Source organism: Prevotella pectinovora, assembly GCF_000834015.1.
GTDB classification, from domain to species: domain Bacteria; phylum Bacteroidota; class Bacteroidia; order Bacteroidales; family Bacteroidaceae; genus Prevotella; species Prevotella pectinovora.
The window spans coordinates 116,360-129,759 of record NZ_JXQI01000055.1 but is presented as its reverse complement, the minus strand read 5'-3'; the positions used below and the strand labels follow the sequence as shown (position 1 = coordinate 129,759).

Genomic DNA, 13,400 nt, shown 5'->3' with positions numbered 1-13,400 from the left:
TAATTGCGAGTGCAAAGGTAAGGCGTTTTTATGTAACCTCCAAATATTTTCCGTCTTTTTTTTGATTTTTCTTCAAAAAAGTCATTCTATTCCCTGATTTGTCATCTTTTCCGAGGACTCTCTACCTTATATTATAAGATTGGACAGATTATTTATAAGATTAAGCAGATTATATTATAAGATTAAGCAGATTGGCTCTGAATGAGGATAAAAATAATTGCTATATATGTGTATGAGCTGTAAAACTCGCCATGAAACAATATTTATGAAAGTAAATAAGGTGAAAATCGAAAGTTTTGTGTAAGTTTGCAGATTATAATGAAATCCAACGGAAAAGAATGAAGAGAATATTATTATTATCCGCCATCCTGCTGTCGGTTTTCTCCGTCACTATTAAGGCGCAGAACGACAAAGACCATAACTTCACCGTGTCGAAGAACATCGAAGTGTTCAGCGACATCTATCGCTACCTCGACATGATATATGTTGACACACTTAATGCCGACGAGGTGATAGGCAATGGCATCAATGCAATGCTCAATTCGCTCGACCCCTATACCGAATACTATCCCGAGAGCGAAGTGAACAAACTGAAGAAGATGTTCACTGGAAGATACGTAGGCATAGGAGCCATGATACGCTATAACACAGCCTTGTCGAGAGTGGTCATCGACGAACCATACGAGGGAAGTCCAGCCGCAGAAGCCGGACTCAAGAAGGGTGACATCATCCTGAGCATCGACGACACCACGATGACCGACAAGACCGTTGCTTTCGTCAGCTCCCATCTGCGCGGCGACCCAGGCACCTCCTTCATGCTCAAGATAAAGCGCCCGTCAACAGGCAAGAAGATGCAGATGCGCATCAAGCGCCGTGCCATCACGCTGCCATACCTGCCATATTACGGTGTGCGCCCCGACGGCATAGGATACATAAATCTGAACAGTTTCACTGACGGATGCGCCAAGGACGTGCGCCGTGCCTTCATCGACCTGAAGCACAAGGGGGCCAAGGGCCTCGTGCTCGACCTCAGAGGAAACGGCGGAGGATCGGTGAAAGAGGCAGTGCAGATAGTAAACATGTTCGTGCCCAAAGACCTCACCATCGTGAGGACCCGCGGCAAGATGAAACGCATGAACACAGACTACAAGACCACCGTGGAGCCTATCGACACAGTGATGCCTATCGTAGTGCTGGTGAACGGCGAGACGGCGTCGGCAAGCGAGATAACCTCAGGTGCGCTCCAAGACCTCGACCGCGCCGTGGTGCTCGGCACGAGGACATATGGCAAGGGTCTCGTTCAGGCACCCGTTGACCTGCCTTATAACGGCCAGCTCAAACTGACTACAGGAAAATACTATATCCCCAGCAACCGTTGCATACAGGCAATCAACTACAAGCATGCCCACGGCGGATACACCGAACATGTCGCCGACAGCCTCACCCACGTGTTCTACACCAAGGCAGGTCGAGAGGTGCGCGACGGCGGAGGAATAAAGCCCGACGTGGAAGTGAAACCCGACTCGCTGCCGAATATAGCATACTATCTCAGCGTTTCGGGACTCGACTCCACCGAAGTGATGCTCAACTACGAGATTGACTACATCGCCAAGCATCCCACTATAGCACCGGCAGGAGAGTTCAAACTCACCGACCAGGAGTATGAGGATTTCAAGCAGCAGGTGATAAAGAGCGGATTCAAATACGACGCCGAAAGCAGCAAGGAGCTCGACAAGCTGAAGAAGATAGCGAAGTTTGAAGGCTATTACGACGATGCCAAGGAGGAGTTCGATGCGCTGGAGAAGAAGTTCCGCCACAACCTCGCCACCGACCTCGACCGTAACAAGCAGTTGATAAACCAGATAATATCCGCCGACATTGTGGCGGCATACTATTTCCAGGCGGGAGCGATAGAAAACAACCTCAACTACGACAAGCAGATGATGGAGGCATGCCGCATCATCAACGACCGGCAGGAATACACGAAAATCCTGACTCCAGCCCCGAAGCAGGATGCCAAGGACAAAAAACAAGAGAAGAAAGACAAGAAACAGAGCACCAAGGACAACAGATAATCCGATGCCAGACGCTGCGTTGCAGCGACAGCAACATGTGTGCAATACACGTCATATATATACCCCAAACCGACTAATCGGACGGTTTGGGGTAAATCATATCCGATTTTTTGTGCCGTATGAAAAAACTTTATTATCTTTGCATAAATATAGGTGGAAGAAGTCTCGCCGTACGACGAGGCGCTGCACCCGAAAAACAGAACAATTATGCAGACTAAAAGTCATTTGTCAGTCTTGGTTCACGACCAGGCAAAGAAGTATGGCGACCGCGAAGTGCTTGTATACAAGGATTTTGAAGGCAAGACATGGAAGTCATACACATGGAACGAATTCTCATACAAAGTGAAAGTCGTGTCCAACGCATTGCTCAACTTCGGTGTCAAACCGCAGGAGAACATCGGAATATTCTCGCAGAACTCCGTGCAGTATATTTTCTGCGACTTCGGAGCGTGGGGCGTGCGTGCCGTGACAATACCTTTCTATGCCACAAGCAGCGAGCAGCAGATACAGTTCATGATAAACGATGCTCAGGTACGTTTCCTCTTCGTGGGAGAGCAGGAGCAGTATGACAAGGCACACCGCGTGTTCTCTCACTGTCCTACGATGGAGCGTATCGTCATCTTCGACAACAACGTGAAGATCGACCCCAACGATTCCAACGCCGTATATTTCGACGACTTTCTGAAGCTCGGCGAGAACCTGCCGCGCCAGACCGAAGTGGAAAAACTATATAAGGAGGCGTCGCCCGACGACCTCGCCAATATCCTGTATACCAGCGGAACCACCGGCGACAGCAAGGGGGTGATGCTCAGTCATCTGCAGTATAGTGCCGCCATTGAAGCCAACGACAGGGCGGTGAAGGTGACGGAGAACGACCGCGTGCTCAACTTCCTGCCATATGCCCACATCTTTGAGAAGGGATGGACGATACTGTGTATCTCGGAGGGTGCTACGCTGATTGTGAACACCGATCCGCACGAAGTGCAGAAGTCAATGAAGGAGACACATCCCACGAGCATGTGCGCTGTGCCGCGCTTCTGGGAGAAGGTCTATACAGGAGTGAAGGAGAAGATAGACAGTGCGAACCCCATACAGCGCAAACTCTTCAAACACGCCCTTGCCGTGGGCAGAAAGCACAACATCGAATATCTGAGCCGCGGAAAGCGTCCGCCTTTGGCACTGCACATGGAGTATGAGATGTATAACAAGACATTGTTCAGTCTCGTGCGCCACGAGCTGGGACTCGAACACACCAACATCTTCCCGACGGCAGGAGCCACCGTGTCGTCACATGTTGAGGAATTCGTGCATTCCATCGGACTCACCATGGTGGTGGGCTACGGACTGACGGAGAGCCTTGCCACCGTGACCTGCGACAGAGTGGGAGAGAAACCCTATACCATAGGGTCGGTGGGCAGACCTATCCACAACATAAAGATAAAGATCAGCGATGAGGGCGAGGTGTGCCTCAAAGGCCCTACCATCACCAAGGGTTACTACAACAGACCCGATATTACCGCACAGTCGTTCGACGACGAGGGATACTTCAAGACTGGCGACTCGGGATATATGAAAGACGGTGAGCTGTTCCTGAAAGACAGGATAAAAGACCTCTTCAAGACATCCAACGGAAAATATATCGCACCACAGATGATAGAGGCGAAACTGCTCGTCGACAAGTTCATCGACCAGATAGTGATTATCGCCGACCAGCGCAAGTTCGTGTCGGCACTCATCATTCCCGAATACGGTGCCCTCGAGAAATACGCCCAGGCCAACGGCATCAGCTTCACGTCAAGAGAAGACCTCTGCAGCAACGGCAAGATACACCAGATGATAACCGAACGCATAGAAACGCTGCAGCAGCAGCTCGCCCACTATGAGCAGATAAAGCGATTCACGCTGCTGCCCAAGCCGTTCACTATGGAGAGCGGAGAGCTGACAAACACCCTGAAGATGCGCCGAAAGGTGATCAATGAGCATTATAAGAACGAAATAGAAAAAATGTATGCCGAGTAACTCCTCGCCATACCATATACAAGAAGAATAATGATAACGCAAGATCAATTGAAAGACGTGTTGGAGCGTGCCGACGCTCTGCACAAGTATCTGGAAATCGACAAGAAGAAGGTGGAGTTTGAAGAAGAACAGCTCCGCACGCAGGCTCCTGACTTCTGGGACGACCCGCAGAGGGCGCAGGAACAGATGAAGAAGGTGAAGGGCATTGAGAAATGGATCACCGGATACAAGGAGGTTCGTACCTATGCCGACGAGCTGCAGCTCGCCTTCGACTTCTACCACGACGATATGGTGACCGAGGAGGAAGTGGACGAAGACTACGCCAAGGCGATAAAGGCGATTGAAGACCTGGAGCTTATGAACATGCTGCGCCAGAAGGAAGACCCTATGGACTGTGTGCTGAAGATAAACTCGGGAGCCGGCGGTACGGAGAGCCAGGACTGGGCATCGATGCTCATGCGTATGTATATGAGATGGGCTGAGTCGCATGGCCACAAAGTTACGATAAGCAACCTGCAGGAGGGCGACGAGGCCGGAATAAAGAGCGTCACCATGGAGATAGAAGGCGGTGAATACGCCTACGGATATCTGAAGAGCGAGAACGGAGTACACCGCCTCGTCAGAGTGTCGCCGTTCAACGCGCAGGGCAAGAGAATGACGAGCTTCGCCAGTGTGTTCGTGTCGCCGCTCGTCGATGATACCATAGAGGTGTATGTAGACCCGTCGAAAGTGAGCTGGGACCTCTTCAGAAGCGGTGGAGCCGGAGGACAGAACGTGAACAAGGTGGAAACCGGAGTGCGTCTGCGCTACCAGTATGTCGACCCTGATACCGGCGAGGAGGAAGAAATCCTCATCGAGAACACCGAGAGCCGCAAGCAGCTCGAAAACCGCAACAACGCCATGCGACTGCTCAAGTCGCAGCTCTACGACCGCGCCATGAAGAAGCGTCTCGAGGCACAGGCGAAGATTGAGGCAGGAAAGAAGAAAATAGAGTGGGGAAGCCAGATAAGAAGTTATGTCTTTGATGACCGTCGTGTGAAAGACCACCGCACCAACTACCAGACCTCTGATGTGGACGGAGTGATGGACGGCAAGATCGACGGATTCATAAAGGCGTATCTCATGGAGTTCCCCGTGAACGACGAACAGCAATAATGCTATTATTGTAATCGCAAATAATATCATTAATGTAATCGCATGTCGTCGGCAAGGATTCTTCGCATAACGGCAATATGATTATGGATCTAAATAATTTTGTACTATGAGCAAGAAAGGAAAAGACCGCCGCGAGCGCTATCAGGAGCGCCAGGCTAAAGAAGGAGTAAAGGTGTTCAACTGGATATTGGGTGCCCTCGCCATAGGAGCATTGGCATTCATCATCTATTTCGCGACACAAGGTTAATCAAGGAAAGACTGCTGATGAGTGGACTTGAGATAGAAAGAAAGTTCCTCGTGCACAAACGCGACGACGAATACAAGCGACAGGCTTATTCGTCGTCGCGCATCAAGCAGGGGTACATATGCAGCGGTCATGGCCGCACGGTGCGTGTGCGCATCCGCGACGAGAAGGGATATCTTACCATCAAGGGACCGTCGGTAGATGGAGGACTCTCGCGCTATGAGTTTGAGAAGGAGATAACCCTCGATGAGGCGGAACACCTGATGCAACTCTGTGAACCGGGAATCATCGACAAGACTCGGTTTCTCGTGAAGAGTGGCAGACATACCTTCGAAGTAGACGAGTTTTATGGTGATAACGAAGGACTCGTGATGGCAGAAGTGGAGCTTCAGAGTGAAGACGAGGCATTCGAAAAGCCTGGTTTCATCGCAAAAGAAGTGACCGGAGACGCCAGATTCTATAACTCCTATCTTCGCCAGATGCCTTTTGTGCTGTGGCGCAACCAATTGCCGGAGGAGTTTCGTTGACCAACCGACAGCAAATGCCGATTCCTTCCCGTTGACGAATCTGCGGGAGGGATAGTCTTGCTGACAATACAATAAAAAAGCCAGGGATGCCATTAGGAGATTTCTTTTATTTCACGAAGTCAGACCGCATAGCGACGATATTCATCGTCAGTCTCGTCATAATTCTGGCGGTGACATCATATTTCGTGGTCTGTTCCGGCGATGATTTCTTCGTCGGAACCCCTGCCGACAGCACCGCGGTGGCTGGCGGGAAGGCTCTTGGCGCTGGAGAGAAAGAATATTATAATGTGGAGGGAAGAAAAGCCGAACTCTTCCCCTTTGATCCCAATACGGCAGACAGCACACAATTGTTGAGGCTCGGACTGAGCGAATGGATGGTGAGAAACATATACCGCTATCGTGCTTCCGGAGGAGTATACCGGGAGCCGAAGGATTTTGCGCGCCTCTACGGACTTACCGTGAAGCAGTACAGAGCGCTCGAACCATATATCCGCATCAGTGCAGACTACAGACCGGCATCGGAGCTGTATGCCGATGACCGTTCCGCCTACGACCGCCATGGCTCGCCATCGGCAGAATACAATGACGCTCCGCCGAGAGACACACTGAAATTTCCCCGTAAGCTGCGCCCCGGAGAGACCGTGCCGCTCAACACCAGCGACACTACACTGCTGAAACGGGTGCCGGGAATAGGTAGCGGATACGCCATCGCCATAGTGAGAAAGCGCGAGCGGCTGGGAGGCTTCTATTCCGCAAGGCAGTTGCTCGAGATAGATGGACTGCCCGAACAGGCTCTCCAGTATGTCAGCGTGGACGAAGGGGCGGTGACGAAGCTTAACATCAACAAACTGTCGTTCTCAAAACTCCGTCAGCATCCATACATCAATTATTACCAGGCACGCGATATCGTTGACTACCGTCGGCTGCGCGGAGATATAAAGTCACTCAGAGACCTGCGCCTGCTGAAATCGTTCACGCCGGCAGACATAGAAAGGCTCAGCCATTATGTGACCTACTGACGGATGTTTTTCCGCTAAATAACCGGCAAGGACAGATACAACAGGGAAAACAGACAATACAACATAAAATAACCAAAACATTATCAAGCATGGTGCTGAATTACATTTGGATAGCGTTTTTCGTCATAGCCTTCGTCATAGCGTTGGTGAAGTTGATCTTCATGGGCGACTTCGAAGTGTTCCCGGAGATGATGGGGTCCACGTTCGAGTCGTCGAAGGCAGCCTTTAAGATTTCCCTCGGACTGACCGGCGTCCTTTCGCTGTGGCTCGGCATAATGAAGGTGGGAGAGAAGGGCGGAATGGTGAATGCACTGGCAAGGCTGCTCTCGCCGGTGTTCTGCAAGCTCTTTCCCGACATACCTAAGGGGCATCCCGTTACTGGCTCCATATTCATGAACATAGCCGCCAACATGCTCGGACTCGACAATGCGGCGACGCCGCTCGGACTGAAGGCAATGGAACAGCTGCAGCAGCTCAACACGAAGAAGGACACGGCAACGAATCCGATGATAATGTTCCTTGTGCTCAATACCAGCGGACTGACGCTGATTCCCGTCAGCATCATGGTATACAGGGCGCAGCTCGGAGCGGCACAGCCCACCGACATATTCATCCCCATCCTCCTTGCCACATTCTTCTCTACTATGGCAGGAATAATAATCACGAGCCTTTATCAGCGCATCAACCTTCTCAACAAGGTGATGCTGCTCACCGTCGGCGGCATGTCGCTCGTCGTGGCAGGCATTATATGGGGATTCGGACAGCTCGACAAAGACCAGATGAACATAGTGAGCACCACGGTGGCGAATATCCTGCTCATGACTATCATCGTGGGGTTCATCATGGCAGGAGTGAGGAAGAAAATCAACGTTTACGACGCTTTCATCGAAGGAGCGAAGGAAGGATTCCAGACCGCAGTCAGGATAATACCATACCTCGTGGCAATACTCGTGGGCATCGGAGTGTTCCGTGCGTCGGGAGCCATGGACATGATAATCGACGGAATAAAATGGACAGTAGGAGTGTTGGGCGGAAACACCGATTTCGTGGGAGCGTTGCCTACAGCACTCATGAAACCCCTCTCCGGCAGCGGAGCACGTGGAATGATGGTAGACGCCATGACGACATACGGTGCCGATTCCTTTGTGGGCAGGCTTAGCAGCGTGTTCCAGGGCTCCACCGACACCACTTTCTATATCCTCGCCGTATATTTCGGCAGCGTGGGCATCAGATACACCAGACATGCCGTGGCATGCGGACTTCTGGCAGACCTTGCCGGAGTAATCGCGGCGATAGCGATATGCTATATGTTCTTCTGATGCAGCATAGGGGCATAAGACCTGCATACACGTCAACAAGAAACAGAAAACAGCATAGTGGCAAGGCATCCTGACCATGCCGCTGACAAACAAACATAAGCAAATGGCAAATTTAAAATCACTCGCTAAGGATACGGCAATCTATGGATTGAGCAGTATCGTAGGAAGATTCCTCAACTATCTTCTCGTGCCGCTATACACGGCAAAGCTGTCGGCAGCGAGCGGCGGCTATGGTGTCATAACCAATGTCTATGCCTATACGGCATTGCTGATGGTGATACTGACATACGGAATGGAGACCACCTTCTTCCGCTTCGCTAACAAAGAAGAAGAGAATCCGCAGACAGTATATACCACTACGCTCATCAGTGTGGGCTTCACCTCACTGATGTTCATAGCCCTCGTGCTGCTCTTCATCAATCCCATATCCGCCTTTATGGGCTATGCCGACCACCAGTCGTATATATGGGTGATGGCGATTACCGTTGCCATCGATGCCTTCCAGTGCATACCGTTCGCATACCTCAGGTATAAGAAGCGCCCGATAAAGTTCGCTGCCCTGAAACTCCTCAACATCTTCATGGCGATAGTCCTCAATATCGTGTTCTTCCTCATTCTGCCCAATATCTACGAGGCAAACGGCGGCACCGGGTTCATATCCGCCATCTACGACCCTACTGTCGGGGCAGGCTATGCGTTCTATGTCAATCTCTTCTGTTCTGCCATCCTCACGTTCTTCTTCTGGCGGGAACTCGTAGCACAGAAATATTCGTTCAGCAAAGCGCTCCTGCGCCGCATGCTCAGCTATAGCTGGCCCATCCTCGTGCTTGGCATCGCCGGCATCCTCAACCAGACAGCCGACAAGATTCTCTTCCCTTATATATATAAAGGAAGCGATGCCCATTCGCAGCTCGGCATCTATGGCGCGGCAAGCAAGATAGCCATGATCATGGCTATGATAACACAGGCGTTCCGCTATGCCTACGAACCGTTCGTCTTCGGCAAGTCTAAAGACAAGGACAACCGTGAGACCTATGCCAAGGCGATGAAATACTTCATCATCTTCACCCTCCTTGCCTTCCTCGTGGTGGTGGGCTATATGGATGTGCTGCGCCATATCATCGGCCGCGACTATTGGGACGGACTGCGTGTGGTGCCTATCGTCATGGCGGCAGAGATAATGATGGGAGTGTATTTCAATCTCTCCTTCTGGTATAAGCTCATCGACAAGACCATCTGGGGAGCGTATTTTTCAGGTGCGGGATGCGCCGTGCTGATAGCGGTCAACGTTATATTCGTGCCTCGCTACGGATATATGGCATGCGCCTGGGCTGGTTTCGCGGGATACGCCACGGCGATGGTGCTCTCGTATTTCGTGGGACAGCGCAAGTATCCCATTGCCTATCCGATGAAAGACATCTCCGTTTATGTCCTGATCACCGTAGTGCTGTATTTCTGCATGACCACGGCAAATGCCAGACTCTCCACACCGCTCGCCCTGACGGTGAATACAGTGCTTGGCGTCCTCTTCATAGCATATATCGTGAAGAAGGATTTTCCGCTCAGCGGATTGCCCGTGATTGGCAGGCATTTCCGCAAATGACAGGCATCAGCGGAGGAATTGAGAAATTATGAGGATTAAAAAGCGATATTTTCATCCACAAGCAAGTACAGTTGGAAAATATATCGTATTTTTGCCGAAACTTTAAATTAAATATACGAAAAATGAGAAAGAAATCATCAATCCTGTTAGCAGGACTGTTGGCTCTGTCTGCTGGCAGCGCCAAGGCTGACGAGGGAATGTGGACTCTCTACAACCTTCCCCAGGCAGTGTATGAGCAGATGAAGACCTACGGTTTCAACCTGCCTTACGACGCACTCTACAGTGGCGACGACGCCATCATGAAGTCTGTTGTCAACTTCTCCGGATTCTGTTCCGGTGTAGTGGTGTCGCCAGACGGACTCGTCTTCACCAACCACCACTGTGGTTTCGAGGCTATCCGCAGTCATTCTACTGTAGAACACGACTATATGCTCAACGGCTTCTATGCCAAGAGCTATGAGGAGGAGTTGCCAAACGAGAACATGTTCGTAAGCTTCATGGTGGAGCAGAAGGATATCACTGACGAGCTCACCAAGAAGGGACTCTACAACCTGCCTATCAACAAACAGTCAGAATTCCTCGATTCCATCGAGAATGTGATGTCTAAGGAGGTGAAGGCAGCAGACCCTACACTCCGTCTTGAAATCAAGCCATATTTCGAAGGCAACAAGTTCTACGCCACTACATACCGCGATTTCACCGACTTGCGCCTCGTCTTCACCGTGCCTAAGTCTATGGGTAAGTTTGGTGGCGAGACCGACAACTGGATGTGGCCGCGCCAGACCTGCGACTACTCTGTCTTCCGTATCTATGCCGATCCTAAGACAAACGGTCCTGCAGCATACTCTAAGGACAATGTGCCTTATCGTCCGAAGCATTGGACTAAGGTGTCGCTCGACGGATACAAGGATGGCGACTTCGCCATGACAATCGGTTATCCGGGCACTACCAACCGTTACCTCTCATCATACGGTATCAAGGAGCGTCGCGATGCCGAAAATGCCCCACGTGCACAGGTGCGTGGCGTGAAGCAGCAGATCATGATCCGCCACATGCGTGCCGACGAGGCAGTGAGAATCAAGTATGATTCCAAGTATGCACAAAGCTCCAACTACTGGAAGAACTCCATCGGAATGAACAAATGTATCGATTCCATCGGTATTATCCGTCAGAAGCAGGAGTTCGAGCAGCGCATCAAGGCTTATCAGGACACCACCGGCTATCTGAAGGGCAAACTTGATTTCGACAAGATGAAAGACCTCTACGCCAAGCGCTTCGACGTGCAGTATGTGTTCACCAACTGGATTGAGGCTTTCAACCGCACCAGCGAGTTCAATACACGTGCTTTGCAGGTGCTCGGAGGAATGGAAGTAAAGGGTCCTAAGGACAAGCCGGCAAAGCAGTATGTGCAGTTCGAGGACAACAGCAATGCTTGGGACGAGGCTCTCGACAAGGACGTTATGGCAGCTCTGCTCAAGAACTACCGTGAACATGTAGACGCCAAGTATCTGCCGGCTTGCTATGCCAAGATTGACAAGGACTTCGGCGGTGACTACAAGAAGTTCGTTGACTATCTCTACGCCAAGTCTATCCTCATGAAGAGCGGTGAGAAGATATTCTTCAACAAGAAGAACTACAAGAACGACCCGGGTGTGCAGTATGGTCTTGACATCAAGGCTATCTATGACGAAGTGATCGAGAAGATCCGTGCCCTCGCTCCGGAAATCAAGCAGCAGGAGCGCTATCTCTGCGACGCCAAGGTGCGTATGGAGGAAGACCTGCCACACTATAGCGACGCCAACTTCACTATGCGCCTGAGCTACGGACAGGTGAAAGACCTCGTAGTCGGCGGTAAGCCAGCAGGCTACTACACCACTTCAGAGAGCATCGTTGAGAAGATGAACACTGGCGACAAGGTAGTGGATTATTACGCTGAGCCAGAGCTGAGAGACTTGATGTCGGCAAAAGACTTCGGTCGCTACACCGACAAGGAGAGCGGAAAGATGCAGCTCTGCTTCCTCACCAACAACGACATTACCGGTGGTAACTCCGGTTCACCGATGTTCGACGGCAACGGAAACCTCATCGGTCTCGCCTTCGACGGCAACTGGGATTCACTCTCAAGCGACATCCGTTTCGATCCGGTACTTGCCCGTTGCATCGGCGTTGACATGCGCTATGTAATCTATCTCATGGACAAGTGGGGTCATGCAGACCGTCTGCTCAAGGAGATGGGAATCGACAAATAAGTAATCACCCTCCCCAAACGGTCGATTTGGGTTGAAACGATAACGAAATAAACGGCGGCAGCCTCACGCTTGAGGTCTGTCGCCGTTTCGTCATTTTGTGAAATTGAAAGTATATAAGGTGTTTTCCATGGTATTACTTCTTCATTGCCTTCCTGCACCTTGTCACTGCCGAACCGAGCCATGCAACGGCTAACAGACGGACAGCCACCGACAGATCGGCAGGGAATATGCAGGCGAAGAATGCCAGCTGCACCTCTATCAGGCGCCATGTCTGACCGATAGACAGCTTTCTTTCCAGCACGCTCGAGTAGTATTCGCCCAACAGGCGGACCGGTTCTGATGCCCATGCGCCTATCTTGCTGATAAGCTCCGTGAAATCAATGTTCTCATTCTCATTCACGCCAGTTGTCAAAATCATTTTCTTCTCCATATCCTTAATTTTTTTATTTTCTGTTTTTACTTTGTCCTTTCTCTCTCTTTAAGAAGCCCGTCGGGTTTATTCCCAAACTTTCTGATGACCGGTTCGGGACAGATAGCCCTGTTTTCCTCTTCCTGTTGCAAAGATATGTGGAGTTTTTGCACAATAAGTTCACAAGACAAACTATTTCTGTTAAATATGATATAACATATTGCCAGTTGGCGGAATTAATTTAACCAACCAAAATCCAAGCAGTCATAAAATACTACATCTAACGGCCTAATGACCGGTTGGGGTTTAAGTTACTCGATATGAGTAAAAGTTGCCCATAACGCTGATTTTTAGTAAAAAACAAGAATTTTCAAAAAAACTGTCAGATCATCTGGTTTTTTGTCGTAATATTCTGATAGACAGACAGTTGGTTGTCTGGCGATTGTCAGGCAATTGTCTGGATGGTTTGCTGATGAAAGGAATTGTCAGATGTGAGGAATTATCAGATGATAGGAATTGTCAGCTGTGAGTAATTCATACTACAGGAATAGTATGCGTTGGCAGTATCCAGGAAACCAGAGTATAGGTATAATAACATTCACTTATTGGGCAGACGTCTGACAGCAAATCTGCCCAACAGGGGCAAGCAGCGTGCCCCACTTGAGAAAGCACCTTGCCTCACTTGGGCAAGCATCGTGCCCATTTGTGGTCAATTTATTGGTCAATGAGTTGGCTGGTGTCGTTATATTTCAATAGAGATAGAAGAAAAACAGGACAATAC

General features: G+C 50.3%; 10 protein-coding genes. 9 read left to right on the top strand and 1 reads right to left on the bottom strand.

From position 1 onward, the window contains the following. Positions 1-338 precede the first annotated feature (338 nt). The 9 genes from ST42_RS06710 (at position 339) to ST42_RS06675 (ending at position 12,210) form a co-directional block, all read left to right on the top strand. Positions 339-2,075: a S41 family peptidase gene (locus ST42_RS06710; RefSeq protein WP_082028601.1), complete on the top strand. Its 1,737-nt coding sequence runs from the start codon at positions 339-341 to the stop codon at positions 2,073-2,075. Positions 2,076-2,282: 207 nt separating this feature from the next. After that, positions 2,283-4,094 carry an AMP-dependent synthetase/ligase gene (locus tag ST42_RS06705; RefSeq protein WP_044072945.1) on the top strand — a complete coding sequence of 604 codons (1,812 nt, stop codon included), beginning with the start codon at positions 2,283-2,285 and terminating at the stop codon, positions 4,092-4,094. Between the two features lie 30 nt (positions 4,095-4,124). Further along, complete coding sequence (gene prfB / locus ST42_RS06700) at positions 4,125-5,249, top strand: peptide chain release factor 2 (RefSeq protein ID WP_044064679.1); 1,125 nt, start codon at positions 4,125-4,127, stop codon at positions 5,247-5,249. A gap of 106 nt (positions 5,250-5,355) precedes the next feature. Then, positions 5,356-5,496 carry a hypothetical protein gene (locus ST42_RS13835; RefSeq protein ID WP_156132550.1) on the top strand — a complete coding sequence of 47 codons (141 nt, stop codon included), beginning with the start codon at positions 5,356-5,358 and terminating at the stop codon, positions 5,494-5,496. A 17-nt stretch (positions 5,497-5,513) separates the two neighbouring features. Beyond that, a complete protein-coding gene (locus ST42_RS06695; protein ID WP_022317379.1) occupies positions 5,514-6,020 on the top strand; it encodes a CYTH domain-containing protein in 507 nt (168 codons plus the stop codon). An 86-nt stretch (positions 6,021-6,106) separates the two neighbouring features. Continuing rightward, complete coding sequence (locus ST42_RS06690; RefSeq protein WP_022317378.1) at positions 6,107-7,039, top strand: helix-hairpin-helix domain-containing protein; 933 nt, start codon at positions 6,107-6,109, stop codon at positions 7,037-7,039. Positions 7,040-7,128: 89 nt separating this feature from the next. Then, positions 7,129-8,358 carry a nucleoside recognition domain-containing protein gene (locus tag ST42_RS06685; RefSeq protein WP_042519775.1) on the top strand — a complete coding sequence of 410 codons (1,230 nt, stop codon included), beginning with the start codon at positions 7,129-7,131 and terminating at the stop codon, positions 8,356-8,358. A gap of 103 nt (positions 8,359-8,461) precedes the next feature. After that, entirely contained in the window at positions 8,462-9,961 is a 1,500-nt protein-coding gene (locus tag ST42_RS06680; protein WP_044072944.1) for an oligosaccharide flippase family protein, read from the top strand. A 122-nt stretch (positions 9,962-10,083) separates the two neighbouring features. Next, on the top strand, positions 10,084-12,210 hold the full coding sequence (locus tag ST42_RS06675) for a S46 family peptidase (protein WP_042519776.1): 2,127 nt from the start codon (positions 10,084-10,086) through the stop codon (positions 12,208-12,210). 133 nt (positions 12,211-12,343) lie between these two features. Here the strand turns inward: ST42_RS06675 and ST42_RS06670 are convergent, their stop codons facing one another. Then, complete coding sequence (locus ST42_RS06670) at positions 12,344-12,640, bottom strand: hypothetical protein (protein ID WP_022317374.1); 297 nt, start codon at positions 12,638-12,640, stop codon at positions 12,344-12,346. Positions 12,641-13,400 lie beyond the last annotated feature (760 nt).